25 protein-coding genes, 1 tRNA gene and 1 pseudogene are annotated in these 26,965 nt (G+C 67.6%); 20 read left to right on the forward strand and 7 right to left on the reverse strand.

The window, feature by feature from the left end; genetic code table 11:
• Positions 1-62: 62 nt before the first annotated feature.
• The 11 genes from AC3A6M_RS08560 to AC3A6M_RS08610 all read left to right on the forward strand — a co-directional run bounded on the left by AC3A6M_RS08560 (position 63) and on the right by AC3A6M_RS08610 (position 13,001).
• Entirely contained in the window at positions 63-1,304 is a 1,242-nt protein-coding gene (locus tag AC3A6M_RS08560; protein ID WP_487852299.1) for a D-amino acid dehydrogenase, read from the forward strand.
• A gap of 288 nt (positions 1,305-1,592) precedes the next feature.
• Entirely contained in the window at positions 1,593-2,045 is a 453-nt protein-coding gene (locus AC3A6M_RS08565) for a YchJ family protein (RefSeq protein ID WP_487852300.1), read from the forward strand.
• An 18-nt stretch (positions 2,046-2,063) separates the two neighbouring features.
• A complete protein-coding gene (locus AC3A6M_RS08570) occupies positions 2,064-3,671 on the forward strand; it encodes a carboxyl transferase domain-containing protein (RefSeq protein ID WP_487852301.1) in 1,608 nt (535 codons plus the stop codon).
• Positions 3,672-3,686: 15 nt separating this feature from the next.
• The gene (locus tag AC3A6M_RS08575) at positions 3,687-4,478 is read left to right on the forward strand and encodes an enoyl-CoA hydratase/isomerase family protein (RefSeq protein WP_487852302.1); all 792 of its coding nucleotides are present in this window, start codon (positions 3,687-3,689) and stop codon (positions 4,476-4,478) included.
• Positions 4,479-4,495: 17 nt separating this feature from the next.
• Positions 4,496-5,839, forward strand: a complete 1,344-nt coding sequence (bioA, locus tag AC3A6M_RS08580; protein ID WP_487852303.1) for an adenosylmethionine--8-amino-7-oxononanoate transaminase — start codon at positions 4,496-4,498, stop codon at positions 5,837-5,839.
• The gene (gene bioF, locus AC3A6M_RS08585; protein WP_487852304.1) at positions 5,839-7,083 is read left to right on the forward strand and encodes an 8-amino-7-oxononanoate synthase; all 1,245 of its coding nucleotides are present in this window, start codon (positions 5,839-5,841) and stop codon (positions 7,081-7,083) included. Before bioA ends, bioF begins: the two co-directional genes overlap by 1 nt.
• Positions 7,080-7,910, forward strand: a complete 831-nt coding sequence (bioD, locus tag AC3A6M_RS08590; protein WP_487852305.1) for a dethiobiotin synthase — start codon at positions 7,080-7,082, stop codon at positions 7,908-7,910. The genes bioF and bioD overlap by 4 nt, the downstream gene beginning before the upstream one ends.
• A 26-nt stretch (positions 7,911-7,936) precedes the next feature.
• Entirely contained in the window at positions 7,937-8,965 is a 1,029-nt protein-coding gene (gene bioB / locus AC3A6M_RS08595; RefSeq protein WP_487852306.1) for a biotin synthase BioB, read from the forward strand.
• A gap of 146 nt (positions 8,966-9,111) precedes the next feature.
• Positions 9,112-11,148, forward strand: a complete 2,037-nt coding sequence (locus AC3A6M_RS08600; protein WP_487852307.1) for an acetyl/propionyl/methylcrotonyl-CoA carboxylase subunit alpha — start codon at positions 9,112-9,114, stop codon at positions 11,146-11,148.
• An 11-nt stretch (positions 11,149-11,159) separates the two neighbouring features.
• Entirely contained in the window at positions 11,160-12,089 is a 930-nt protein-coding gene (locus AC3A6M_RS08605) for a 2-hydroxyacid dehydrogenase (protein ID WP_487852308.1), read from the forward strand.
• 3 nt (positions 12,090-12,092) lie between these two features.
• Positions 12,093-13,001: a hydroxymethylglutaryl-CoA lyase gene (locus tag AC3A6M_RS08610; protein WP_487852309.1), complete on the forward strand. Its 909-nt coding sequence runs from the start codon at positions 12,093-12,095 to the stop codon at positions 12,999-13,001.
• Positions 13,002-13,092: 91 nt separating this feature from the next.
• On the opposite strand, the gene AC3A6M_RS08615 is transcribed toward AC3A6M_RS08610, so the two are convergent.
• A tRNA-Pro gene (locus tag AC3A6M_RS08615) sits at positions 13,093-13,169 on the reverse strand.
• A gap of 109 nt (positions 13,170-13,278) precedes the next feature.
• On the opposite strand from AC3A6M_RS08615, the gene AC3A6M_RS08620 reads away from it, so the two are divergent.
• Positions 13,279-13,893 (forward strand): hypothetical protein, encoded by a 615-nt coding sequence (locus AC3A6M_RS08620; protein ID WP_487852310.1) that lies wholly within the window; start codon positions 13,279-13,281, stop codon positions 13,891-13,893.
• A gap of 171 nt (positions 13,894-14,064) precedes the next feature.
• Here the strand turns inward: AC3A6M_RS08620 and rsmI are convergent, their stop codons facing one another.
• Positions 14,065-14,973 carry a 16S rRNA (cytidine(1402)-2'-O)-methyltransferase gene (rsmI, locus tag AC3A6M_RS08625; protein WP_487852311.1) on the reverse strand — a complete coding sequence of 303 codons (909 nt, stop codon included), beginning with the start codon at positions 14,971-14,973 and terminating at the stop codon, positions 14,065-14,067.
• 13 nt (positions 14,974-14,986) lie between these two features.
• Between rsmI and AC3A6M_RS08630 the strand changes: the two genes are divergently transcribed.
• The 8 genes from AC3A6M_RS08630 to AC3A6M_RS08665 all read left to right on the forward strand — a co-directional run bounded on the left by AC3A6M_RS08630 (position 14,987) and on the right by AC3A6M_RS08665 (position 20,189).
• Complete coding sequence (locus tag AC3A6M_RS08630; RefSeq protein WP_487852312.1) at positions 14,987-16,279, forward strand: penicillin-binding protein activator; 1,293 nt, start codon at positions 14,987-14,989, stop codon at positions 16,277-16,279.
• Between the two features lies 1 nt (position 16,280).
• The gene (locus AC3A6M_RS08635; RefSeq protein ID WP_487852313.1) at positions 16,281-16,643 is read left to right on the forward strand and encodes a YraN family protein; all 363 of its coding nucleotides are present in this window, start codon (positions 16,281-16,283) and stop codon (positions 16,641-16,643) included.
• A 63-nt stretch (positions 16,644-16,706) separates the two neighbouring features.
• Positions 16,707-17,303, forward strand: a complete 597-nt coding sequence (locus AC3A6M_RS08640) for a phosphoheptose isomerase (RefSeq protein WP_487852314.1) — start codon at positions 16,707-16,709, stop codon at positions 17,301-17,303.
• Entirely contained in the window at positions 17,293-17,916 is a 624-nt protein-coding gene (locus AC3A6M_RS08645; protein ID WP_487852315.1) for a BON domain-containing protein, read from the forward strand. The genes AC3A6M_RS08640 and AC3A6M_RS08645 overlap by 11 nt, the downstream gene beginning before the upstream one ends.
• Positions 17,917-17,971: 55 nt before the next feature.
• Positions 17,972-18,502: a peroxiredoxin family protein gene (locus tag AC3A6M_RS08650; protein ID WP_487852316.1), complete on the forward strand. Its 531-nt coding sequence runs from the start codon at positions 17,972-17,974 to the stop codon at positions 18,500-18,502.
• A 66-nt stretch (positions 18,503-18,568) separates the two neighbouring features.
• Positions 18,569-19,198 (forward strand): hypothetical protein, encoded by a 630-nt coding sequence (locus AC3A6M_RS08655; protein WP_487852317.1) that lies wholly within the window; start codon positions 18,569-18,571, stop codon positions 19,196-19,198.
• 64 nt (positions 19,199-19,262) lie between these two features.
• Complete coding sequence (locus AC3A6M_RS08660; protein ID WP_487852318.1) at positions 19,263-19,478, forward strand: hypothetical protein; 216 nt, start codon at positions 19,263-19,265, stop codon at positions 19,476-19,478.
• 12 nt (positions 19,479-19,490) lie between these two features.
• Positions 19,491-20,189 (forward strand): MgtC/SapB family protein, encoded by a 699-nt coding sequence (locus AC3A6M_RS08665; protein ID WP_487852319.1) that lies wholly within the window; start codon positions 19,491-19,493, stop codon positions 20,187-20,189.
• 6 nt (positions 20,190-20,195) lie between these two features.
• Here AC3A6M_RS08665 and AC3A6M_RS08670 read toward each other — a convergent pair whose 3' ends face one another.
• The 5 genes and pseudogenes from AC3A6M_RS08670 to AC3A6M_RS08690 all read right to left on the reverse strand — a co-directional run bounded on the left by AC3A6M_RS08670 (position 20,196) and on the right by AC3A6M_RS08690 (position 26,874).
• Positions 20,196-22,190, reverse strand: a complete 1,995-nt coding sequence (locus tag AC3A6M_RS08670) for a helicase-related protein (RefSeq protein ID WP_487852320.1) — start codon at positions 22,188-22,190, stop codon at positions 20,196-20,198.
• A 174-nt stretch (positions 22,191-22,364) separates the two neighbouring features.
• Positions 22,365-23,357 carry a lipoyl synthase gene (gene lipA, locus AC3A6M_RS08675; RefSeq protein ID WP_487852321.1) on the reverse strand — a complete coding sequence of 331 codons (993 nt, stop codon included), beginning with the start codon at positions 23,355-23,357 and terminating at the stop codon, positions 22,365-22,367.
• A gap of 7 nt (positions 23,358-23,364) precedes the next feature.
• Positions 23,365-24,060 (reverse strand): lipoyl(octanoyl) transferase LipB, encoded by a 696-nt coding sequence (lipB, locus tag AC3A6M_RS08680; RefSeq protein ID WP_487852322.1) that lies wholly within the window; start codon positions 24,058-24,060, stop codon positions 23,365-23,367.
• Between the two features lie 253 nt (positions 24,061-24,313).
• Positions 24,314-24,583, reverse strand: a pseudogene (locus AC3A6M_RS08685) (DUF493 family protein); the annotation flags it as partial.
• An 83-nt stretch (positions 24,584-24,666) separates the two neighbouring features.
• The gene (locus tag AC3A6M_RS08690) at positions 24,667-26,874 is read right to left on the reverse strand and encodes a DUF6600 domain-containing protein (protein ID WP_487852323.1); all 2,208 of its coding nucleotides are present in this window, start codon (positions 26,872-26,874) and stop codon (positions 24,667-24,669) included.
• Between the last annotated feature and the right edge of the window lie 91 nt (positions 26,875-26,965).

Genomic DNA, 26,965 nt, shown 5'->3' on the forward strand with positions numbered 1-26,965 from the left:
GCGAAAGCCAGGCCCAGCCCCTAAGCTTCCATGTCATTACCGAAGAAGAATAGTGTGCACGGATGCAAGAAATACTCGTGATCGGCGGCGGGGTGGTGGGCCTGACCTCGGCCTGGTGGCTGCTGGAAGCGGGCCACAAGGTCACGTTGCTGGAACGTGCACCACAAGTGGGCACCGGCACCAGCTTCAGCAATGGCGGCCAGCTCAGCTACCGCTACGTCTCGCCGCTGGCCGATGCCGGCGTGCCGTTGAAGGCGATCCAGTGGATGTTCCAGGAATACGGTCCGCTGCACTTCAAACCCCAGTTCGACGCCCACCAGTGGAGCTGGCTGGCGGCCTTCCTGGCCAACTGCCGCTCCGACCTGAACCGTAAGACCACCCAGAAACTGCTCCAGCTGGGCGAACTGTCGCGCCGCTCGATGGCCCAGCTCGAGCCGGTGGTGCCGCCGGAAGCGTTCGAATGGCGCGAATCCGGCAAGCTGGTGGTCTACCGGACCAAAAAGGCCTTCGAGGCCGCCACCGCCAAATCCGATTCCTCCAGCACCCGCCAGGTCTGGAGCGCGGCCGACTGCGCCGCCCACGAACCGGCGCTGGCCGCCGTCGCCGGCGAGCTGCAGGGCGGCATCTACAACAGCGGCGAAGCGGTGGCCGACTGCTACGCCTTCTGCGTGGCGCTGGCCGAGCGCATCGCCGCACACCCGCGCTTCCTGGGCTTCGTGCACGGCGACGCCGCGCGCCTCGTCACCGCCGGCGACAGGATCGCCGGTGTCGAGACCAGCGCCGGCCTGCTGGAAGCCGACGCCTACGTGCTGGCGGCCGGCATGCAGAGCCGCGCGCTGGGCAAGACCGCCGGCATCTCGCTGCCGATCTACCCGCTCAAGGGCTACAGCCTGACGGCGCCGATCCGCGCGCAGGACGTGGCGCCGGAGATCAGCGTCACCGACTTCGAGCGCAAAGTGTTGTATGCACGCATCGGCAGCAAGCTGCGGGTGGCGGCCATGGTCGACATGGTCGGCGAAGACCTGAGCCTGGACGCACGCCGCCTGGCCAGCCTGACGCGCCAGGTGCGCGAGACCATGCCGCACGCGGCCGACTACGACAGCGTCACCCCCTGGGCCGGCCTGCGCCCCGCGACCCCGAACAGCGCCCCCATCGTCGGCCCCTCGCCCTACGCCAACCTGTGGCTGAACGTCGGCCACGGCCCGCTCGGCTTCACCTTCGCCTGCGGCACCGCCAGCGTGCTGGCCGATCTGGTGCAAGGAAAAGCCCCACCCTTCACCCTCGAAGGCCTGACCCTGCGCTAACGCAAACCGGGGTCAGACTCCGGTTTTTGGCAATATCCCAACATCATCAGCCGATCGATCTGGCGAGGCCTGCCTTCTTCATCCGGCATCCTCGATGGATTATTGACTGGCACTCAATAATCCAGCCAAAAATACACCAGCGCCGATTTTTTTTCGAACCGGTTGAATTTATTTTCGGCAAAAGATAGATGAAGATGCCGTAAGTGCACCCAAAATGCTGCCTTCTCGGAAATTCCAAACAGTCACGCTCCCTCACCTAAGCCTTTGAAATGGCGGATAATTGCCGCCATGCCTACCCTGCCAAAGCCTGGCTGCCCCTGCGGCAGCACCTTGCCCATCCTGCGCTGCTGCGGCCCCTATATCGCCGGCGCCGAGCTGCCGCCGACCGCCGAAGCGCTGATGCGTTCGCGCTACACGGCCTATGTGATGCAGGTCGAAGACTACCTGCGCGCCACCTGGCACCCCAGCACCCGGCCGGACGAGCCCCTGATCGACAAAAATGAAAAGATTCAATGGCTCGGACTTGAGATAAAATCTGCTTTACGTTTACGTCAACGTAAAGTAGATCTGCCGGAACAGGTAGACCAGGACACCGTCGAATTCGTCGCCCGCTTCAGGGTCAACGGCCGCGCCCAGCGGCTGCACGAGATCAGCAACTTCGTGCGCGAACCCGAAACGCCAGGTGGCGTACCGCGCTGGTTCTACGTGGACGGCAGCTTCCCCGAGCAAGGTACCAAATAAAGATACGCAGGAGACGCGATGCCCCAGATCGAAACGAAGCTCAACCCGCGCGGCGAGGATTTCAAGGCCAATGCCGCGGCCATGCAAGCCCTGGTCGACGACCTGCGCGCGAAAGTCGCCGCCATTGGCCAGGGCGGTGGCGAGGCCGCCTGCGCGAAACACGTCGCCCGCGGCAAGCTGCTGCCGCGCGACCGCGTGCAGATGCTGCTCGATCCGGGCACGCCTTTCCTGGAATTCTCCCAGATGGCGGCCTATGAGATGTACGACAACGCCGCCCCGGCCGCCGGCATCATCACCGGCATCGGCCGCGTGGCCGGCCAGGAATGTGTGATCGTCTGTAACGACGCCACCGTCAAGGGCGGCACCTATTACCCGATGACGGTGAAAAAACACCTGCGCGCCCAGGAGATCGCCGAGCAGAACAACCTGCCCTGCATCTACCTGGTCGACTCGGGCGGCGCCAACCTGCCGAACCAGGACGACGTCTTCCCGGACCGCGACCACTTCGGCCGCATCTTCTATAACCAGGCCAACCTGTCCGCCAAGGGCATCCCGCAGATCGCGGTGGTGATGGGTTCCTGCACCGCCGGCGGCGCCTACGTCCCGGCGATGAGCGACGAATCCATCATCGTCAAGGAACAGGGCACGATCTTCCTGGGCGGCCCGCCGCTGGTGAAGGCCGCGACCGGCGAAGTCGTGAGCGCCGAAGACCTGGGCGGCGGCGACGTCCACACCCGCCTCTCGGGCGTGGCCGACCACCTGGCCCAGAACGACACCCACGCGCTGTCGCTGGCCCGTACCATCGTCTCGAACCTGAACCGCACCAAGCCGCAACAGGGCGCGCTGCGCGAGTCGGTAGAACCGAAATACGCCCGCGAAGAGCTGTACGGCGTGATCCCGGTCGACACCCGCAAACCCTTCGATGTGCGCGAGGTGATTGCCCGCATCGTCGACGGCAGCGAGTTCGACGAATTCAAGGCCCGCTACGGGACGACGCTAGTGTGCGGCTTCGCCCACATCTTCGGCATGAAGGTCGGCATCATCGCGAATAACGGCATCCTGTTCTCGGAATCGGCGCTGAAGGGCAGCCACTTCATCGAGCTGTGCTGCCAGCGCAAGATCCCGCTGGTGTTCCTTCAAAATATCACCGGCTTCATGGTCGGCCGCAAGTACGAGAACGAAGGCATCGCCCGCAACGGCGCCAAGATGGTGACGGCGGTGGCGACGGCTTCGGTACCGAAGTTCACCGTGATCATCGGCGGCTCCTTCGGCGCCGGCAACTACGGCATGTGTGGCCGCGCCTTCTCGCCGCGCTTCCTGTGGATGTGGCCGAACGCGCGCATCTCGGTGATGGGCGGCGACCAGGCGGCCTCCGTCCTGGCCACCGTCAAGCGCGACGGCATCGAAGCCAGGGGCGGCCAGTGGTCGCCTGATGAGGAAGCCGCGTTCAAGCAGCCGATCAAGGACCAGTACGAGCACCAGGGCCACCCCTACTACGCCACCGCGCGCCTGTGGGACGACGGCGTGATCGATCCGGCCGATACGCGCATGGTGCTGGGCCTGGGCCTGTCCGCCGCGCTCAACGCGCCGATCGAAGACACGAAGTTCGGCGTCTTCCGCATGTAAGGAGAGGAGAAAAAAATGGACACCTACGACACCCTCGAGATCTCCGTTGCGGACAAGGTCGCGACCATCACCCTGAACCGTCCGGACGTGCGCAACGCCTTCAACGAAACCACCATCGCCGACCTGACGATGGCTTTCGACGAGGTCGGCCAGGACGCCGATGTGCGCGCCATCGTGCTGGCCGCGAACGGCCCGGCCTTCTGCGCCGGCGCGGACCTGAACTGGATGAAGAAGATGGCCGCCTACTCGCAGGCCGAGAACGAAGCCGACGCCATGCGCCTGGCCGACATGCTGCGCACCATCTACTTCAGCCCGAAGCCGGTGGTGGCGAAGGTACAGGGCGACTGCTACGCCGGCGGCATGGGCCTGGTGGCGGCCTGCGACATCGTGGTGGCCGCCGAGGGCGTCAACTTCTGCCTGTCCGAAGTGAAGCTGGGCCTGATCCCGGCCACGATTTCTCCCTACGTCATCAAGGCGATGGGCGACCAGGCCTCGCGCCGCTACTTCCTCACCGCCGAGCGCTTCGACGCCCGGGAGGCGAAGCGCCTGGGCCTTGCTCACGAGGTGGTGCCAAGCGAACAGCTGGACACCACCGTCGCCGGCATCGTCAAGGCGCTGGTGAACAACAGCCCGAACGCCGTGCGCGAAGCGAAGAAGCTGGTGCGCGACATCGCCGGGCTGCCGATCGACGACGTGCTGCTGGCCGATACCGCCGGCCGCATCGCGCATATCCGTGCATCCGCCGAGGGACGCGAAGGGGTCGCGTCCTTCCTCGAAAAGCGCAAACCCTCATGGTTACTCAGTTAGTTAATTAGGAAGTCATCTTGAACCGCAACACCTCGTCCGACTGGATCGCGCGCAGCCTGCGCAGCGTCTGGCACCCATGCACGCAGATGCAGCACCATGAAGAGGTGCCGCTGATCGCCGTCAGCCACGCCAAGGGGCCGTGGCTCTACGACCATGAAGGCCGGCGCTACATGGATGGCATCAGCTCGTGGTGGGTCAACCTGTTCGGCCACGCCAACCCGCGCATCAACGCGGCCCTGAAGGACCAGCTGGACCGGCTGGAGCACGCGATGCTGGCCGGCTTCACCCACGAGCCGGTGGTCGAGCTGTCCGAGCAGCTGGCCGCCCTCACCGGCCATGCGCTGGGCCATGCCTTCTATGCGTCGGACGGCGCGTCGGCGGTCGAGATCGCGCTCAAGATGAGCTTCCATTACTGGCGCAACGCCGGTTATCCGGACAAGCAGGAATTCGTCTGCCTGCAGGGTTCCTATCATGGCGAGACCATCGGCGCCCTGGCCGTCACCGACGTCGCCCTGTTCAAGGACGCCTACGGCCCGCTGCTGCGCGCTTCCCGCACCGTGGCCTCGCCCGATGCCCGCAACGCGGTCGACGGCGAATCGGCCCAGGACGTGGCGTGCCGTGCGATCAAGGATGTCGAGCAGCTGTTCGCGGAAGAAGGAGACCGGATCGCCGCCATCATCGTCGAGCCGCTGGTGCAGTGCGCGACCGGCATGGCGATGCACGATCCGCTCTACCTGCAGCGCCTGCGCGAGCTGTGCGACAAATACCACGTGCACCTGATCGCCGACGAGATCGCGGTCGGCTGCGGCCGCACCGGTACCTTCTTCGCCTGCGAACAGGCCGCTATCTGGCCGGACTTCCTGTGCCTGTCGAAGGGGATCAGCGGCGGCTACCTGCCGCTGTCGCTGGTGCTCAGCACCGACAAGGTGTACGAGGCCTTCTACAGCGAAGACATCACGCGCGGCTTCCTGCACTCGCACTCCTACACCGGCAACGCCCTGGCCTGCCGCGCGGCGCTGGCGACCCTGCAGATCTTCCGCGACGACGACGTGCTGGTGAAGAACCGCGAAACGGCCACCCGCCTGATGCTGGAAATGGCCCCGCTGCTGGAACACGAGCGCGTGACCCACTTCCGCCAGCGCGGCATGATCCTGGCCTTCGACGCCGTCGAGCCGGATGCGAAACGCGCCTCGACCTTCGCGCGCCGCTTCTTCAGCACCGCGGTCGAGAACGAACTGCTGCTGCGCCCGATCGGCCGCACCGTCTACCTGATGCCGCCCTATGTGCTGGACGAGGAAGAGATCGCCGGGCTGGCGGCGCGCACCCGCACCGTGTTCGAGAAGGTGATCGCCGAAGCATGATGAACAATGCGAATCATGCGACGGATCTGATCGCGGGCCTCGGACGGCAGCTGGACGCGCTGGCTGCGCAAAGCCTGACGCGCCGCCGCCGCACCGCCGACACGCCGTGCGCGCCGCGCCAGGTGGTCGACGGCCGCGCCATGCTGGCCTTCTGCAGCAACGACTACCTCGGCCTGGCGGCGCATCCGAAGGTCGTGGCGGCGCTGCGCGAAGGCGCGGAACTGTACGGCGCCGGCAGCGGCGCCTCGCACCTGGTGTCCGGCCACAGCCGCGCCCACGCGCTGCTCGAGGAACGCCTGGCCGCCTTCGAAGCGCCGCACCTGGTGGACGCCCGGGCGCTGTACTTCTGCACCGGCTACATGGCCAACCTGGCCGTGCTGACGGCGCTGGGCAGCGACCAGGAGGCGATGATCTTTTCGGAGGCGCTGAACCACGCTTCCCTGATCGACGGTGCGCGCCTGGCGCGGGCCGGCGTCACGGTCTATCCGCACGGCGACGTGGCCGCCCTGGAAGCGCAACTCGGCGCCAGCAAGGCCGGCACGAAGATCGTCGTCACCGACAGCGTGTTCAGCATGGACGGCAACCTGGCCCCGCTGCCCGCGCTGCTGGCCCTGTGCGAGCGCCACGGCGCCTGGCTGGTGGTGGACGATGCCCACGGCTTCGGCGTGCTGGGAGAACACGGCCGCGGCGCGCTGGAGCACTTCGACCTGCGCTCGCCGAACCTGGTGTATGTCGGCACGCTGGGCAAGGCCGCCGGCGTCGGCGGCGCCTTCGTCGCCGCGCACCAGGCCGTGATCGAACTGATGATCCAGCGCGCCCGCCCCTACATCTACACGACGGCGGCCCCGCCCGCGCTCGCGCATGCGCTGCTGGCCAGCCTGGACATCATCGACGGCGCGGAAGGCGCCGCGCGGCGCGCCCACCTGGCCGGGCTGATCGCCCTGCTCGACCGCGAACTGGCGCTGCACCGCTGGCGGCGCCCGGTCTCGCACACCGCCATCCAGCCCATCGTCATCGGCGCCAACGATGAAGCGCTGCGGGTGGCGATCCGCCTGCACGAGCAGGGCCTGTGGGTGCCGGCGATCCGCCCGCCGACCGTGGCGCCGGGCACCGCGCGCCTGCGCGTGACCCTGTGCGCCGCGCATACCGAACAAGACGTCGCGCAGCTTGCCGCTGCGCTCAATGAGCTCGAACGCGAGCTTGAAACCGAGCTGGAAAACAAGCTGGAAAGGACCGGAACATGAGCCTCAACGATCCTGAGCAACCGGGCGGGATTCCCGCCCAGCCCGATATCGGTTTTGCCGAACCGAAGACGGCGGCGGCCCCGGTTCCCGCCGCCGTGCCGGCCCCGCTGGCGGCTGAAGGCGTGCCGACCCGCTTCGCCTGCTTCGTCACCGGCACCGACACCGAGATCGGCAAGACATTGATCAGCGCCGCGATCCTGCACAAGCTGGTGCAGCATGGCCAGCGCGCCTGCGGCATGAAGCCGATCGCGGCCGGCGCCGAAGAGCGCGACGGCATGCTCCACAACGAGGATGCCGCCATGCTGCGCGCCGCCGGCAACGTGCACCTGCCGCAGCACATCACCACGCCCTTCATGCTGCGCGAACCCTGCGCGCCGCACATCGCGGCCGAGCTGGAAGGCGTGCGCATCGAGCCGGTGACTATCATGACCGCCTATGCCGAGATCCTGGGGGCGTCCGACGCCACCGTGGTCGAGGGCGTGGGCGGCTTCTGCGTGCCCTTCTCCGACGATTTCGACAGCGCCGACCTGGCGGTGCAGCTCGGCCTGCCGGTGATCCTGGTGGTCGGCCTGCGCCTGGGCTGCATCAACCACGCCCTGCTCACCGCCGAAGCGGTCATCTCGCGCGGCCTGGTGCTGGCCGGCTGGGTCGCCAACCAGGTCGACCCGGACATGCGCTTCGTCGACGAGAACGTGGCCACGCTCGAACAGCGCATGCCCGCGCCCCTGCTGGGACGCGTGCCGCGCCTGGACCAACCATCGGCGGCCGATGCGGCTGCCTATATCGAGCTTGCGGACGTGCCGGGATGGCCGTCCGCACGTTCCTGAAATACCAAAACAAGGATGTATTCAACATGACCCAAGTCGTCACCCTCCACCCGCCCGTCACCCCGGCTTCGCTGCCGAAGGACGCCACCTGGCCGCTGGCCGAAGTGCTAGCCCTGTTCGAGCTGCCGCTGCCCGAGCTGATGTTCCGCGCCCAGCAGGCCCACCGCGCCAACTTCCCCGACGGCGACGTCGAACTGGCCACGCTCCTTTCCATCAAGACCGGCGGCTGCGAGGAAGACTGCGGCTACTGCCCGCAGGCGGCGCGCTACGACACCGGCGTCGAAGCCAAGAAAATCCTCGAGCTGGACACCGTGCTGGCGGCAGCGGCCGAAGCGAAGGCCAAGGGCGCGACCCGCTTCTGCATGGGCGCCGCCTGGCGCAGCCCGAAGGAACGCGACATGGAAAAGGTCGAAGCCATGGTGCGCGGCGTGAAAGCGCTGGGCATGGAAACCTGCGCCACCCTCGGCATGCTGGAAGAGGGACAGGCCGAGCAGCTGAAGCAGGCCGGCCTGGACTACTATAACCACAACATCGACACCTCGCCGGACTTCTACGGCGACGTGATCTCGACCCGCGAATACAACGACCGCCTCGATACGCTCGGCCGCGTGCGCAATGCCGGCCTGAAGATCTGCTGCGGCGGCATCGTCGGCATGGGCGAAACCCGCGCCCAGCGCGCCGGCCTGATCGCCCAGCTGGCGAACATGAACCCGTATCCGGAATCGGTGCCGATCAACCACCTGGTGCAGGTCGAAGGCACGCCGCTGCACGGCCTGGCGCCGCTCGACCCGATCGAATTCGTGCGCACCATCGCCGTCGCCCGCATCACCATGCCGAAGGCGCGCGTGCGTTTGTCGGCGGGCCGGCGCGAGCTGGGCGAAGCGGTGCAGGCGATGTGCTTCATGGCCGGCGCCAATTCGATCTTCTACGGCGACAAGCTGCTCACCACCGACAACCCGGAGGCGAACGACGACCGTGCGCTGCTGGAGAAACTGGGCCTGAAGACCCGTTCGGCGACGCTGGAATCGGTGCAGAAGGAAAGCTGCGGTTGCTAACGCCACCGCACGTGACACCGTCGTTCCCGCGCAGGCGGGAACCCAAGTTTGTTGAGCAGTCGAGACGCTGACAGAACTTGGGTCCCCGCCTGCGCGGGGACGACGTTCGAGAGCTAACCCTTATAAAATAACAGACGAGACACCACATGTTCACCAAGATCCTCATCGCCAACCGTGGCGAAATTGCCTGCCGTGTCGCCGCCACCGCGCGCCGCATGGGCATCCGTACCGTTGCCGTCTATTCGGAAGCCGACGCCGGCGCGAAGCATGTCGCGGTGTGCGATGAAGCGGTCTTGATCGGCCCGGCCGCGGCCAAGGAAAGCTACCTGCGCGGCGACAAGATCATCGAAGTGGCGAAGGCCACCGGCGCCCAGGCCATCCACCCGGGCTACGGCTTCCTGTCGGAGAACGCGGAGTTCGCCGAAGCCTGCGAGGCCGCGGGCCTGGTCTTCATCGGCCCGCCGGGTTCCTCGATGCGCGCGATGGGCTCGAAATCGGCGGCGAAGCAGCTGATGGAAGGCGCGAACGTGCCGCTGGTGCCGGGCTACCACGGCGACGACCAGGATCCGGAACTGCTGCAGAGCGAAGCGAACCGCATCGGCTACCCGGTGCTGCTGAAGGCCAGCGCCGGCGGCGGCGGCAAGGGCATGCGCGTGGTGGAGCGTTCGGAAGATTTCCAGGCGGCCCTGGCCTCCTGCAAGCGCGAGGCGATCTCCTCCTTCGGCGACGACAAGGTGCTGGTCGAAAAATACCTGACCCGCCCGCGCCACATCGAGATCCAGGTGTTCGCGGACAAACTCGGCAACTGCGTCTACCTGCACGAGCGCGACTGCTCGGTACAGCGCCGCCACCAGAAGGTGCTGGAAGAAGCGCCGGCGCCGGGCATGACCGGCGAGCGCCGCGCCGCGATGGGCGAGGCGGCGGTGGCGGCTGCGCGCGCGGTGGGCTACGTCGGCGCCGGCACGGTGGAGTTCATCGCCAACCAGGACGGCTCGTTCTACTTCATGGAGATGAACACGCGCCTGCAAGTGGAACACCCGGTCACCGAGATGATCACCGGGACCGACCTGGTCGAGTGGCAGCTGCGCGTGGCGTTTGGTGCGCCGCTGCCGAAGCAGCAGCACGAACTCGCGATCCACGGCCACGCGATCGAAGCGCGCGTGTATGCCGAGAATCCGGAAAAGGGCTTCCTGCCTTCGATCGGCACGCTGCGCTTCATGGACGTGCCTGCCCACGTCGCTTTCGAACTGGGCGGCACCGCCAATGCCCCGGCCGGGGTGCGGATCGACTCGGGCGTGCGCGAAGGCGATGCCATCTCGCCGTTCTACGATCCGATGATCGCCAAGCTGATCGTGTGGGGCGCGGACCGCACCCAGGCGCTGTCGCGCATGGCGCAGGCGCTGTCCGAATTCCACATCGTCGGCCTGGCCACCAACATCGCCTTCCTGAAGCGCCTGGTGGAAGGACAAGCCTTCGCCAGCGCCGACCTCGACACCGGCCTGATCGAACGGAACAACGCTTCGCTGTTCCCGCCGGCCGGCCCGGCGCCGAAAGGTGCGCTGGCCCTGGCCGCGGTCGCGCTGGCGGACGCCGAGCAAGCCCTGTCGGTGTCAGGCAATCCGGCCGACCCGTGGACCAGCACCCACGGCTGGCGCATGAACGGCACCTACCGCCGCAGCCTGTCGTTTGCCGATGAGTACAGCGCGAGCCTCGACGCCAAGGCCTACGGCGTCGGCCTGGCCTACCACCCGCACGGCTGGGTGCTGGAACTGGACGGCGCGGCGCACCCGCTGGCGCAGGTAGCGAAGCATGGCGGAGAGTATGCGATCCGCCTCGACGGCGCGGCCCTGCACGGCACCGTGCGCCGCGACGGCGAACTGCTGCACGTGTTCACCGGCGGCCAGCACTACGCACTGCACTACAACGACCCGATGGCCCACGCCGGCGAACACGAAGCCGCGGGCGGCCGCCTGACCGCGCCGATGCCGGGCAAGGTGGTGGCCGTGATCGCCAAGGGCGGCCAGACCGTCAGGAAGGGCGAGCCGCTGGTGATCATGGAAGCGATGAAGATGGAGCACACGATCGCGGCGCCGAGCGATGGCCTGGTCGAGGAGATCCTGTACCAGGTCGGCGACCAGGTGGCCGACGGCGCGCCGCTGCTGGCCTTCAAGGCCGCGGCCTGAGGAGAGGCTCCTTGCGACTCCTCCTGTACCGTGGCGATGGCGTGACCGAGCCGTGGGCGCGCGATTTCGCACAGGCGCTGCCGCAGGCCGAGACGGTCGCGTGGCAGGAGGGACAAGCCTTGGCGCCATGCGACTACGCGGTGCTGTGGGCGCCCTCGCCCGCCCTGCTCGACCAGCTGGCGCATGTGAAGGCGATCTTCCTGATGGGCGCCGGCGTCGACGCGATCCTGAAATTCGGCGACGCCCTGCCCCATGTGCCGGTAATCCGCCTCGGCGACGCCGGCATGGGCGAGCAGATGGTGGAATACGTGGCGTATGCCGTGCTGCGCTACTTCCGCCGCTTCGACGAGTACGAACAGCAGGCGCGCCAGGGCGCGTGGAACCCGCTCGCGCCGCGTCAAAAAGACGAGTTCACGGTCGGCGTGCTGGGGCTGGGCAAGCTCGGCATCCCGGTGGTGCAGGCGCTGCGCCAGCTGGGCTTTCCGGTGCGCGGCTGGAGCCGCACGCCGAAGATTCTTCCGGGCGTGGACTGCTACGCCGGCATGGCATCGCTCGACGATTTCCTGGCCGGGACGCGGGTGCTGGTCTGCATGCTGCCGCTGACGCCGGACACCAATAACCTGCTCGACCGCGCGCGGCTGTCGAAGCTGCCCGAAGGGGCGTACCTGGTCAACGTGGCGCGCGGCGCCCAGGTTGCCGAGCCGGACCTGCTGGGCCTGATCCGCTCCGGCCACATCCGGGGCGCCACGCTGGATGTGTTCCGCAACGAACCGCTGCCGGCGCCGCATCCGTTCTGGAGCGAGCCGCGCATCACCATCACGCCGCACATCTCGGCGCTCACGGTACGCGAGGAAGCCGTGCGCCAGATCGCGCACAAGATTCAATTGCTCGAACAGGGAGAACACGTCGCCGACGTGGTCGACCGCAACCGGGGATACTGAAAAATGAACCTGCCAAAACAAGTCAAGATCGTCGAAGTCGGCCCGCGCGACGGGCTGCAGAACGAAAAAGAGGCCGTATCGGCCGCCGTGAAGATCGAACTGGTCGACCGCCTGTCGCGCGCCGGCTTCGCCAACATCGAGGCGGCTTCCTTCGTGTCGCCGAAATGGGTGCCGCAGATGGCGACCAGCCTTGACGTCATGGCCGGCATCGCCCGCCGTCCGGGCACGATCTATTCGGCGCTGACGCCGAACATGCAGGGCTTCGAAGCGGCGCTGGCCGCGAAGGCGGATGAAGTCGTGATCTTCGGCTCGGCCTCGGAAGCCTTCTCGCAAAAGAACATCAACTGCTCGATCGCCGAATCGATCGCGCGCTTCGAGTCGGTGGCGCAAGCCGCCAGGCAGCACGGCCTGCGCCTGCGCGGCAGCATCAGCTGCTCGTTCGGCTGCCCCTACCAGGGCGAGGTGCCGCTGGACGCCGTCGCCGACGTGGTGGCGCGCATGCGCGACCTGGGCTGCGACGAGATCGACATCGCCGACACGATCGGCGTCTCGACCCCGAGAAAAACCCAGGCCGTGATGGAGACTGCGGCGCGCGCCTTCAGGCTGGAAGGCATCTCCGGCCACTTCCACGACACCTACGGCCAGGCCTTGGCGAACATCTACGCCAGCCTGGAAGTGGGCGTGGCGATCTTCCACTCGTCGGTGTCGGGCCTGGGCGGCTGCCCGTATGCGAAGGGCGCGACCGGCAACGTCGCCACCGAAGACGTGGTCTACCTGATGAACGGCCTGAGCATCGAGACCGGCATCGATCTCGACCAGGTGGTGGAGGCCGGCCATTTCATCTCGCAGCAGCTGGGGCGCAAGGGCGTGAGCCGGGCGGGGAATGCGCTGCTGGCGAAACGCGCAGGGTGATTCGACGTGAGCGTGGGCACGGTGTGCCCACCGTATCGCTACGCGGAAATGAAAAAAGCCGACGATCGCTCGTCGGCCTTTTCGGTATACTTGGTCGGAGTACAAGGATTCGAACCTTGGACCCTCTGGTCCCAAACCAGATGCGCTACCGGGCTGCGCTACACTCCGAAGACAGCCATCATAACGTCCGCGGGGGTCCCGGTCAAGGAAAGCACCCGCGAACGTGCGCGAATGTGTGCGTTCGAGGCTTTCCGGCACAGAATCGATGGGAGCTGCCGTGAATGCCGTAATCGACCATTTTCCGGATGCGGGCGATGCCGCCCTCCCCGACCGCAGGCAAGTGGCGCGTATCGCAGCGGGCATCGCCATCTCGCTGGCCGTGCACGCATTGTTGTTATCCAGCTACCGCCAGCCGCGGCCGGCCGCCCTGCCTGCACACGCCACCGAACCTTTGACCGTGCGCCTGCAGGAGCCGGAGAAGCTGCCGGCGGCCGAAGCCGTGCCGCCTGCGGCGCAGCCCGAGCCGCGCGCCAGGCCGGCCCAGCGTTCCCGCCCTGCCCGCCGCATCATCGCCGTGCCGCCGCCGGCGGCGCCGGCCGACAAGGAACCATTCAAGGTCGACACCCAGCCGGCGGCTCCTGCCGATACCGCGCCGCGCTTCAACCTGGATGCCGCACGCAGCGTCGCGCGCGCGGTGGCGAACGAGCCGGATCCGGCCAGGGCGGGCACGGCGCTGGAACGCCTGCCGCCTCCGCCTTTGCAGACGGAAACGAAGCTGGAGCGGGCGATCAAGGCGGCCAAGCGGCCGGATTGCAAGGATGGCGTGCCGGGAGGATTGCTGGCGCCGATCTACCTGATGATGGACAAGAAGGATAGTGGGTGCAAGTGGTGAACGGTCGCTCGAGCAGCTACGGTCGTTCCCGCTTTCTACCACCGTCGTCCCCGCGCAGGCGGGGACCCAAGTTTGACGAGCCGTCGAAACGCATGCAACTTGGGTCCCCGCCTTCGCGGGGACGACGGTTCAAACTGCGGGGACGACGGTTCAAACTGCGGGGGCGACGGTTCAGGCTTCACCCTTGATCTGCAACGCCCGCTCATACAAGGCATTCTTCTTCCGCCCCGTGATCTGCGCCGCCAGGTTCGCCGCCTGCTTCACGGAGCACTCCGTCAACAGGATCTGCAGGATCCGCTCGGCCTCCGCCTCGCCCTCGTCGCCGGCCGGCGCCGCGCCTTCGACCAGGACCACGAATTCGCCGCGCTCGCGGTGCTGGTCGGCCTTGACCCAGGCCAGCGCCTCTTTCAGCTCGCAGCGGTGGATCTCTTCGAACATCTTGGTCAGCTCGCGCGCGAACACCACCTGGCGGGTCGGTTCGAACACGCTCGCCAGGGCTTCGACGCAATCGGTGATGCGGTGCGGGGCTTCGTAGATGACCAGGGTCGAGCTCACGGTCTTGAGCTGGGCCAGTTCGGTTTCGCGCTGTTTCGCCTTGGCCGGCAGGAAGCCGACGAAGTGAAAGCGGTCGTTCACCAGGCCGCTGGCCGACAGCGCCGTGACCGCCGCCGAGGCGCCCGGCACCGGCACCACGTTCAGGCCGGCGTTGCGCACCGCGTCGACGATGCGCGCGCCGGGGTCGGAGACCGCAGGCGTGCCGGCGTCCGACACCAGCGCCACGCGCTCGCCCGCGCGCAGGCGCTGCACCAGTTTCTCGGCCGCCTCGCGCTCGTTGTGCTGGTGGGCCGCCACCATCTGCTTGTTCAGGCCGAAGCGCGTCAGCAGGGCGCCGGTCTTGCGCGTGTCCTCGCAGGCGACGACGTCGGCGATCATCAGCACGTGCAGGGCGCGCAGGGTGATGTCGGTGACATTGCCGATCGGTGTGGCCACCACGTACAGCGTTGCGGTAGGATAGGACTGCTGGGCTGCCTCGCCCAGGACGGGCAAGTTGGCGATCTGGCTGGACTGGGTGACGGTCATGTGTGGGGATCGGATGCTGATTAAAAATCTCAAAGCGCTGGGCGCAAGCCTGGCAATGGTGCTGATGGCCGGCTGCAGCACGGTAAGCCTCGACGAGCCGCAGGGATTGTGCGCGCCCGGTGGCGCAAACACAAGTCCCAGGAGCGGCGACTACGCCTGCCCCGAGCGCGCGCCCGCGCCGCCGCCCAGCTACGTGCCGCCGCCGCGCGAGCCGGAACCGGCGCCGGTGCAGACCCGGCCGATCCAGTTGCCCGGCCGGGAATCCAGCAGCGTGCAGCCGGGCGCCTTGCGGAACCTTGGCCCGGTCCGGGTCGCCCTGCTGCTGCCGATGCATTCCTCTTCGCTGGGCGCCGCCGCCGATTCGGTGCGCGCCGGCTTCATGGCCAGCGTCGAGCGCGACGGCGCCGGGATCGAGGTCGAACTGGTGCCCACCGGCGACAGCACCGACGATACGCTGGCCGCCTATTCCCGTGCCGCCGCCTCGCACGACGTGGTGGTCGGCCCGCTGGCCCGCCCCGCCGTCAGCGCACTGGCCCTCGGCGGCGGCGTGAGCCGCCCGACGGTTGCCCTGAACCATCCCGAACCGCGCGGTTACTTGCCGCGAGGCATGGTGGTGGCCGGCCTCTCGGTCGAGGACGAAGCACGCCAGGCCGCCGAGTGGGCGGCGCGCGAGCATCCGCATGGACGCGTGCTGATCCTCACCAGCAATGCCCCCTGGGCCCAGCGCGCCGCCGCCGCCTTCGAAGCGCGTTGGAGCGAACTCGGCCATACAGGCCAGCGCTACAGCGTGCCGTCCGCCGACGGCCGCGTGGATCCGGCCGCCATCTCCGAACTGAAGATGCGGCTCGACGTCGATCCGCCCGAGCTGATGTTCGCCGCGCTCGATGTGACCGAGCTGCGCCAGGTGCGCGCTCGCACCGGCTCCGCCATCCCCTGCTACGTCGGCAGCGCCGGCAATCCGGGCCGCTCGCCCGGCATGGGCCTGCCGGAGCTGGACGGCCTGCGCGTGGTCGACCTGCCGTGGCTGGTGCGGCCGGACAACCGCGCCGTGATGATGTATCCGCGTCCGCTCGAGGCCGAGCAGGCGCCGACCATGAACCGCCTGTACGCGCTCGGCATCGACGCCTTCCTGGTCGCGCGCGAGCTGGCCCTGCGCCCGGGCGAGCCTTTCGTCATCGATGGCGTCACCGGCCACCTGGAGGTGGATACCAACGGCAACCCGCCCGGCAATGCGCGCCTGCGCCGGCGCGAAGCCATGGCGGTCTACCGCGGCGGCGACTTCGAGCCCGTCGAGGCGGGACCCTGAGATGTGGCCGGCCCGCCTGTCGCCGAAGCAGGAACAGGGCCGGAAAGGGGAAGCATCGGCGCTGGCGTATCTTCAACGCCACGGTTTAGTACTGATCGAAGCGAACTTCCGGTGTAAATTGGGCGAGATCGACCTCGTCATGCGCGAGGGCGCGACCCTGGTCTTCGTCGAGGTGCGCCAGCGCGCCGACCGTTCGCGCGGCGGGGCCGCCGCCAGCATCACCCCGGCAAAGATCCGCCGCATCATCCGCGCCGCCCAGGTCTACCTGCAGCGTTTCGAGCGCCTGCCGCCCTGCCGCATCGACGTCGTCGCGATCGATGGCGCCCGGCTGGAATGGTTACGGAACGCCATCGAAACCGCTTGAAATGTAAGCATTTCTTACTCCACTTGTGCGGTAGGCGTTGCCACTGCACTATAATCTTCGACCATGAATACTCAACGCATCCTCGCCCATTTCCAGGAAAGCGCCGAACTCAAACTGAAGTCGGGCCAGCTGCTGGCACAACCCATTTCCCAGGCCATCGAACTGATGTTCAATGCCCTGTCCAACGGCAACAAGATCCTGGCATGCGGCAATGGCGGTTCCGCCGGCGACGCCCAGCACTTCGCTGCCGAGCTGGTCGGACGCTTCGAGCGCGAGCGTTTCCCGCTGCCCGCGATCTCGCTGAGCACCGACACCTCGATCATCACGGCGGTCGGCAACGACTACAGCTTCAACGAAATCTTCAGCAAGCAGGTGCAGGCCCTGGGCCAGGCCGGCGACATCCTGCTGGCGATCTCGACCTCCGGCAACTCCGCCAACGTGCTGGCGGCCGCCGAAGCGGCGCTCGAACGCGAAATGCGCGTCGTCGCCCTGACCGGCAAGGATGGCGGCAAGCTGGGCCAGCTGCTGACCGATGCCGATGTCCATATCAACGTGCCGCACGCACGTACCGCGCGCATCCAGGAAGTGCACCTGGTGGCGATCCACAGTATCTGCGACGGCCTCGACGTCGCCCTGTTCGGAGAAGAAGATGCAAGTTAAGAAAGCCGTCCTGACCGCTGCCGTGCTCGCTTCGCTGATGGCATCCCTGCAAGGCTGCGTGGCCGTGGTGGCCGGCGGCATGGTGGCCGGCGCGGTGGCGACCACCGACCGCCGCACCCTGGGCGCCCAGACCGAGGACAAGGCGATCGCCGTGAAGGCCGAGACCCACCTGCCGCAGATCGTCGGCGACGCCGGCCACGTCAACGTCAACAGCTACAACCGCAAGGTGCTGCTGACCGGCGAAGTGCGCGACGAAGCGATGAAGCAGGCCGTCGAGAAGGACGTGCGCAGCATCACCAACGTCGACAACGTGATGAACGAGCTGATCGTCGCCGGTCCGTCGAGCTACACCTCGCGCTCGAGCGACGCCCTGATCACCAGCAAGGTCAAGCTGAGCCTGGCCGACAAGAAGACGGTCTCGGCCAATTCCTTCAAGGTGGTCACCGAGCGCGGCAATGTCTACCTGATGGGCCTGGTGACCCAGCGCGAAGGCAATATCGCGGCCCAGGTGGCACAGGGCGTGTCGGGCGTGATGAGCGTGACCAAGATGTTTGAGTACATCAGCGAAGAAGACCTGCGCGCGATGCAGCCGCAGCAGGCACAGGCCCAGTAAGCGCACGGAAATGGCGGCGAGCCTATAATGGGCTCGTCGCCCGTTCACGGATGAGATGCCCCTCATGATCGCACCTGCTTCCCCCCGTTCCTGGATCAAGCCGGCCGCCATCGGCGCCGCCGTGCTGGCGATCGCCGGAATCGGCTTCGCCGCCTTCAGCCAGCAGCCGGCTGCCCCCGACGTCACCTTCATCAGCATCGACGGCCAGAAGATCAGCTCGCAGGACTTGCGCGGCAAGGTCGTGATGGTCAATTTCTGGGCCACTTCCTGCGCCACCTGCGTGAAGGAAATGCCGCAGATGGTCGAGACCTACAACAAGTTCCGCAACCAGGGCCTGGAATTCGTCGCCGTCGCGATGAGCTACGACCCGCCGAACTACGTCCTGAACTACGCCGAGACCCGCAAGCTGCCGTTCAAGGTCGCGCTCGACTCCGGCGGCGACCTGGCCAAACAGTTCGGCGACGTGGCCATGACCCCGACCACCTTCGTCATCGGCAAGGACGGCAAGATCCTCAAGCGCTATCTGGGTGAACCGGATTTCGCGTCGCTGCATGCGCTGCTGCAGAAGTCACTTGCAGCCAGCTGAGTTCCCGCAAGCCCTGCCCGTCGGCTTGGCCCAAGCTTGATACATTCGCTGGCAAAGGAGTCTTTGATGCGCAAGCTGTTCCGGTCTTCCCTCCTGTTCCCGCTCCTGCTGGCGGGCTGCACGAGTGTCGACCCCGGCTTGCGCGAAACCGTCGTCCTGCACTACCAGCACGTCGCGAACGTGCACCGGATCGACTTCACGACCCCGGTGCCGCTGCGCCACAACGAAGCCGTCCGTTCCGTGCTGCCGCTGCAGTCGCAAGGCTTCTGGGCCGTGTTCGTGCTGTGCAGCGCGGACGTCACCGGCCCCGCCGTGCCGGCCTTCTATTACGACGTCGACCGCTTCCGCGTGCAGTTCGGCGGCCGGCGCTTCGGACCGCTGCGTCCCTACACGCTGCGGCTGGACGACTCGGTCGAGCTGAACACGCGCACCGACACCGCCGCCATCGTCGATGCCATCGCGTCGGAAATCTACGAAGGCCCGACCAGCCAGGTGTTCCAGCACGGCTTCCATCCGAACCTCGACTACCGCTTCGCGATCTACATCCCGCAGGACCTGCCCGGGTATGCGGGCGAGGAATTGCCTCTGCGCTATGTCGGCGGCAACACCTTGGTGCTGGGAAATGGCACGCCGCCATCCGACATCCCGGTGGCGGGCGGGAACGGCGCCGGCATCACGGCGCGCTGCCGGCCTTGATTTGCCCGCATTGAGGTAAGCTTCTCCCCATTGGCAGTGCATGCAATGAATAGCAGGAGGAAGCATGAGCGCAGCGAACGACACGATGACGGTCGAGCAGGCCTACCGGACCATGCTGGCCTTCCTCGAACGCGAGGTCGACCTGACCGAATCCAGCGACCTGGCGGACCTGGTGAGCGAATACAAGCTCGGAGCCGATGGCCACACCCGGGATCCGGCGATCTGGGAAGCGTGGCTGGACGCCGCGGCCAAAGCCAAGGGAACCGGCAAGCCGGCCTGACCGGGGTCGGCCTTGCTTCCTCCTCTCGAACTCATTGCACGTCTCGGCCTGGCGGCATTGCTGGGCGGTGCGATCGGATTCGAACGCGAGCGCCTGTCCTGGGCCGCCGGCCTGCGCACCCACATGCTGGTGAGCGTCGGCGCCTGCCTGTTCATGCTCGTGTCGTCCTATGGATTCATGGACGTGCTGGACCACGAACACGTCTCGCTCGATCCTTCGCGCGTGGCGGCGCAGGTGGTGTCCGGCATCGGCTTCCTGGGCGCGGGATCGATCCTGTTGCGCGGCGAGATCGTGCGCGGCCTCACCACGGCCGCCAGCCTGTGGACGGTGGCGGCGGTCGGCCTGGCGGCCGGCGGCGGGCTGTATCTTGCCGCCGTGTCGGCCACCATCGTCATCCTGATCATCCTGGCCGGCATCAAGCCGCTGGAACGCTGGTATTTTTCTTCCAGACAAAGACGTGAGGTGATGATTTCCGCCGAACGGGGACGCCTGACGCTGCACGTGCTGGAACAGGAACTCGGCCCCGTCACCGGCCGCATCAGCACCTTCATCGTCCAGCAGCAGGGAGAGGAATCGACCATGGACGATGTGCTGATCGTGTTTTCGCGCATGTCCGAGAACGATTTCCAGGCCCTGATCGACAAGCTGCAGCGCATCCCCGGCGTGCTCAAGCTGGACGCCAAGGGGCGCACCGAGCGGCGGGTCCGCTGAAGCGGCTTACCAGCGGCCGCGCTCCCTTTTCCCCTGCCGCTTGCGCGCCGCCGCGTTCTGCTGCTGCAGCAGTGAATCGACGCGCTCGGAAGCCTCGCGCGCCAGTTGCTGGGCCAGCTCGATGCTGGGGAAGTAGTCCGGCATCCGATACCCCAGCCAGGCATAGGCCGAATACATGCGGCAGGTGTCCTCGACTTCCTGCAGGTTCTGCCAGAATAGTTCCTGTGGATGCGGCTGGAGCTTGCAGATCCGCTTTTTCGCCAGCGATTGCGCCCAGTGGCTCCAGGCGCTCTCCAGGGTCGGCACCCTGGTCGAGATCGGCACGAGCGACAGCGTGAACTTCTCGGCCACGCTCAGGTCGAGGGTGTCGAGCCATTCGGCGCGTTCGTTCTGCTCTTCGGTAATGCGCGGGTAGAAAAAGCCGTCCGGCACATCGATGTTGTGCACGAAGCGGCGCAGCAGTTTCACCAATGAGGTCTCGCCCGTCACCGAGGCAATGCGGTGCAATTGTTCGAGCGAAGGCGCGACCGCGAAGCCGCTGGCCGGCACCGGCGGGATCTTCTCTTTCATGAGCGAGCGCATGATGTCGTGGGTGTCGTCGTCGTAGCCGGCGACGAAACCCTCTTCATGCACGCCGTAGCGCCCTGCCCGCCCGGCGATCTGCCTGGCCAGCGCGGCCGGGATTTCCTCCTCCTCGACACCGTTGTATTTCACGGCGGTGGTCATCACGATGCGCTGGATCGGCATGTTCAGGCCCATGGCCAGCGCGTCGGTGCCGACCACGATGTCGGCCTGGCCTTCGCGGAAACGCTCGGCCTGGGCGCGCCGCACTTCCGGAGATAAATTGCCGTAGACGGTGGCGACCGACAGGCCGGTTTCCGTGATCATGTCGCGCCACATCAGCACGTCGCGCCGCGAAAAGGCAATCACCGCATCGCCGCGCCGCAGGTTCCTGATCTTGCGCACGGCGCCCGGTTCCATCGACAGCGGCGCTTTTCTCTTGAGCACGTGCACCTCGAGCGGGCATTCCAGGCGCTCGGCCAGGGCCTCGATCGCGCGCCGCGCTTCCGGCGCCCCGACCAGGTAGACGACCGACGCGGGCGCCCCGCATACGGCCGCGGTCCAGGCGGCGCCGCGGTCGCGGTCGGCCAGCATCTGGATCTCGTCGATCACCGCCACCTCGACCTTCGTCCTGGTATCCAGCATCTCGACGGTGCTGGCGACGTGGGTCGCGTTCTCGGCCAGGCGCCGCTCTTCGCCCGTGACCAGGCTGACGGCCAGCGGCTCGCCGTCTTCCCGCACCACGCCTTGCAGGCGTTCGTAGTTTTCCAGTGCCAGCAGGCGCAGCGGGGCGAGGTAGACGCCGCTTTCGGCCTGGGCCAGGTGTTCCATCGCGCGGTGGGTCTTGCCGGAATTGGTCGGGCCCAGCAGGGCGACGAAGCGGCGCGCCATCTTGCTGGCGACGTCGAAGGATTGCGGGTACTCGGCCAGGTTGATGCTTTCCTTGGTGCGCGCGGCATGGCGCTCTTCCTGGTCGCGCTCGATGGCGTGGTCGAGGCGCTGGCGGATGCGCTCGAACACGTATTCGGCCGGCTCGGAGGTCTCCAGTTCTTCCAGCACGTGCAGGAACAGCATCGGATCGAAGCCGGCGTCGTCGCACTGGTCGGCGATCTCGCGCACGAATTCCTCGACGTCCTGGTTCAGGTCGTCGATGGCGTCGCGGGTGGCGCGCTCCTCGATCAGCTCGCGCCGCGCGCCGAGGTCCATCTTGCGCCACTTGCTGGGCTTGGCCAGCACGCCGCGCGCCGGCACCAGGCGGTAGTCGACGTGCAGGCCGTCCACGCGCACCGCGCCGGAAAAACGGATGAACACGCGGCCTTCCATCTTGACCAGCTCGGCGCCGCGCTCGTGCAGCTTCAGTTCGCGCTCGAGGAAGGCGTCGTCGTCCTGGGTGTCGTCTGCGTGGTCGTCGGCGGGATGGCGGGAATGGTGTTGGCTCATGTTCTTGTTTGCACGGGCTTCGGTTGTCGCCAATATAGCGCGGATGGGGCGCGGGCTACGTTCGGCAAGCCACGAAATGAAAAAAGCGTGGGCGGGGCCGCCCACCCCACGGGAATCCCCGCCAGGGTGGGCGGCCTCCGCCCACGCGTGTCGCTCGAAGAAGAAGCGGCTGGCTTACGCGGCCACGCCCGCCTCGTGCGCCTGCTGGTCCGCATGGTACGAGGAACGCACCATCGCGCCCACGGCGGCGTGCACGAAGCCCATCTCGTAGGCCTTCTCTTCGAACATCTTGAAGGTGTCCGGGTGCACGTAGCGGCGCACCGGCAGGTGCGAGTTCGACGGCGCCAGGTACTGGCCGATGGTCAGCATGTCGATGTCGTGCTCGCGCATGTCGCGCATCACTTCGAGGATTTCCTCGTCGGTCTCGCCCAGGCCCACCATCAGGCCGGACTTGGTCACGGCGTTCGGGTACTTGGCCTTGAAGTCGCGCAGCAGCTCCAGCGAGTGCTTGTAGTCGGCGCCCGGGCGCGCTTCCTTGTACAGGCGCGGCACGGTTTCCAGGTTGTGGTTCATCACGTCCGGCAGGCCGTCGGCGAAGATGTTCAGCGCCTTTTCCAGGCGGCCGCGGAAGTCCGGCACCAGCACTTCGATCTTGGTGTTCGGGCTCAATGCGCGCGTCTTCTGGATGCACTCGACGAAGTGGCCGGCGCCGCCGTCGCGCAGGTCGTCACGGTCGACCGAGGTGATCACGACGTAGGACAGGCGCAGGTCGGCGATGGTCTTGGCCAGGTTGCCCGGCTCGTTCACGTCCAGCGGATCGGGACGGCCGTGGCCGACGTCGCAGAACGGGCAGCGGCGGGTGCACTTGTCGCCCATGATCATGAAGGTCGCGGTGCCCTTGCCGAAGCATTCGCCGATGTTCGGGCAGCTCGCTTCTTCGCACACCGTCACCAGGTTGTTGGCGCGCAGGATGTCCTTGATCTCGTAGAAGCGCGAGGAGGCGGTGGCGGCCTTCACGCGGATCCAGTCCGGCTTCTTCAGGCGCTCGTGCTGCTCGATCGGTACGATCTTGATCGGGATGCGCGAAGTCTTGTCCGCGCCCTTTTGCTTGGCGCTGGCGTTGTAGGCAGCTGCTGCGGCATTGCCGGTATCGATTTCGGAAGTCATGTGCTCTTTACCCTGCTAGGGTCTCGGTTGGTTTGTTCGGTGCGGCCTGCACTTCGTCTTGCGACAGGTGACTGGCCAGGGCCTGGGCCAGTGCCTGCTGGACGTCGGCCAGCGGCGCTTCCACGCCCATGGTGCGCATGTCCACCGTGGCCAGCCCGGAATAGCCGCACGGGTTGATCCAGGTGAAGGGGGACAGATCCATCGCCACGTTCAGCGAGACGCCGTGGTAGGTGCAGCCGTTGCCGCGCACCTTCAGGCCGAGGGCGGCGATCTTGGCGCCCTTGCGCGGTCCTTCGGCGATATAGATGCCGGGGGCGCCTTCGACGCGTTCACCCGCCAGATTATACGCCGCCAGCACGTCGATGACTGCCTGCTCGATCTTGTGCACGAACTGGCGCGCATACAGCTTGCCGCCCGGCTTGTTGCGGCGCAGGTCCATCAGCAGGTAAATCACGACCTGGCCGGGACCGTGGTAGGTCACCTCGCCGCCGCGGTCGGTCTGCACCACCGGGATGTCGTGCGCGCTCAGGATGTGGCCGCGGTCGGCGCCGAGGCCGAGCGTGTACACCGGCGGGTGCTCGACGATCCAGAGTTCGTCGGGGGTGTCGGGCGTGCGCGCGTCCGTGAAGGCACGCATGGCGGCGAAGATGGTGTCGTAATCTGCGCGGCCGAGCTCACGGATGGCAGGGCGGTTCGCTGGCATGGAAACTGTGGGAACAGGAATGGAATGCCTCGACATTATAAGCCAGGCCCATGTCCTCTGCCCGCAGCCCCTGCGGAAGTGTTGCCAAGTGTTGCTTGGAACCTACCGCAGGAGGCCGGGGGAAGCAGATGGCGATGACTGGCAAGCGCGGGCAAGGCGCGAGGAGGACGCATGGCGGGCCATGCTACGACGAGCAACGCTGTCCCCGCTTGCTAGGCGCGCCAGCAGCGACTCCGGCCTGCTGGGGTAGGTTCTACAGGACGACTTTGACCATCGGATGGGCCGACAGCTCGGTGTACAGCTTGTCCAGCATCTCTCGGCTGGTTGCACGAACGACCACGGTCAGGCCGGTATAGGTGCCCTTCGACGAAGGACGCACTTCCATCTTGCCTTCGTGGAAAGTCGGGTCGTGCAGGACGATCAGCTCGAGGATGGTCGGGGCGAAGTCCTCATGCGTCGCGCCCATCACCTTGATCGGGAAATCGCTGGGGTATTCGATGAGGGATTCTTTCGGGTCCATGGCCGCTCCTGTAAAACCCGCATTGTAGCCAAAGTCCCGGGATCGCGCCGGGCAAGGCCGGCCGCGATCCCGGACGCCGGGCCGGATCAGCGTTCGGCCTGGCGGGCGCGCTCGTCGCCGCGCCTGCGCTCGTCGGCCTTGGCGGGCGCCGGACGGGAGGGGGCGCTGGCCTGGGGCGGCGGCGGCGCCTGGTGTACCACCGGCGCCGGAGCGGGGGCGGGCGCGGGCGCGGGAGGCGGCGCGGCGCGCTGCGGCGCTTCGCGGACACGCTCGCCATCGCCGCGGTGCGGACGCTCGAACCGGGCTTCGGCCATGGGCTGCGGCGCCGCCAGCTGCACCGGCTGCGGTGCCGGGAGCGCGGGCGCGATGGCGGCGTGCTGGACCGGCGCGGGCGGCGCCGCCGTCGTTACCGGCGCCGCAGAAGGAACCGGACGGCGCTCATGGCGCTCGCCCTCATCGCGGCGGTCGCGGCGCGGCTCGCCGTCATCGCGGCCGTCATGGCCGCCACGCCGGTCGCGGCCATCGCGGCCATCGCGGCGGTCGGCATCCCAGTCGCGGCGCTCCTGGCGCGGCCAGCCCTGGGCGCCAGGCGGCGCGGCCGGGGGCTGGAACACGGGTGCGCCACTCGTCAGCGGCTGCGGCGTGGGCGCCACGTGCGGCGTCGGGCTCACCACCGGCTGCGGCGCCGGAGACATGTGCGGCGTCGGGCTCACCACCGGCTGGGGCCGTGCCGGCGCCGGCATCGGCACCAGGCCGGGCGCCTGCTGCTGTTGCTGCTGCACGGTGAGCGGCTGCGGCGGACGCTGGCGCACGAAGCCGTCGCGCTCGGCGCGCGCGGTGTCGATGCGGTCCGGGCGGCCGTCGCCGTTGCGGTCGATGCGTCCGGTCTCGATGCGGTCGGGACGGCCATCATGGTCGCGGTCGACGCGGCCGTCCTGGAAACGGTCCGGGCGGCCGTCATGGTCGCGGTCGCGGTCGGCGCGGCCGGCCTGGAAGCGGTCCGGGCGGCCGTCGTGGTCGCGATCGGCCATGCCGCCGCGCTGCGGCCGGTTGGGCGGCGCCGGCGGCGCGCTGCCCGAGGGCACGCCGTTCTGCACCAGGGTCGGCGGCACGGTGGCGATCGGCGCGCGCGGCACGTTGACCCGGCCGCCGGGGCCGAAGCGGTCCTGCGGCACCACGGTCAGGCCTTGCGGCCGGTAGTCGCGCCCGCGATGCCGGTCGGTCCGCACATGGCTGTTCAGCCAGCGCAGGTGCTCGTCGGAGGTGCGGTAAGAGGGCACGTAGCGGTCGTACGGCGACAGCGGATACCAGCCGTAGCCAGGGCGGCGGCTGCGGTCGCGGAAGGTGATGTTCCAGTCGGCGCCGCCAACCCAGCCGACCAGCGCCGGCGCCCACACCAGGCGCTCGTGGCGACTGCCGGGGGCCCAGGCCCAGCGGCGGTTCACGTAGACCCAGCGTCCGTAGTGGAAGGGCGCATAGCCCCACGGCGCGTTGTCGACCCAGGTCCAGCCCCAGGGCTCGATCCAGGTCCAGCTGCCGTCGCGGTAGGGCACCCAGCTTGATGCGACGGCGGGAATCCACAGCGGGCCGTATTCGCTGTCCGCGCGCCAGCTGCCGTAGCGGTCCAGGTCTTCGTAGCCGGTCATCTCGGAGGTGACGTAGCGCGCCGACCGGGCATTGTCTTCGAGCCGGTCGCGCGAAGCCGACCAGCTGTCGAAGGCATCCTGCACGGCGCTGGCGGTGCGGATGTCGTCGTCGGTGATGTCGGCGCGCTTGCCGGCGCGGACCGCCAGCTGGGAGCCGCCCGCTTCGACCAGGGCCACGCCGTCGAACACCTTGACGCTGCTGGTGTCGCGCACGCGCTCGGCGTCGATGCGCATCCGGCCCGGCTGCTGCAGGCGCACGCGCGCCTGCGGCGTGACCAGTTCGAAGCCGCGCAATACATCCGCGTTCAGGACCCGCACGCTGGCGCTGCCGTAGTGCAGGCGCAGGCGGATGCTGTCGTCGTCCAGCTCGACGACGTCGAGCGAGGAATCGCCGTCCAGGCGGATCGAGGTCGAGCCGATGCGCAGCTCGGTGCGCGAGCCAGGGGCGGTGGTGAGCATATTGCCCGAGGTGACGGGCCAGTTGACCTGGGCCGGGCTCATCCCGCCACCGGCGTCGGCGCCGATGCTGACCTGGCCCTGGGTGAGCGCAACGCGGCCGACGCGGGCCGGCGGATCGGCTGCCACGGCCAGCGCGGACAGGGTGGTGAAGGCCAGCAGTACGGCCGACTTCAGGATCGGGTTGGGCATCGCAGTCTCCAGCGTGTCATGTTGTATGAAGATGCTACCCGGTTACAACGCACGAGCGTGCGAAAGGACGACGCCAGTTACAAATCGTTGC

The sequence above is a fragment of the Telluria sp. Soil_C_11 genome, from assembly GCF_057657395.1.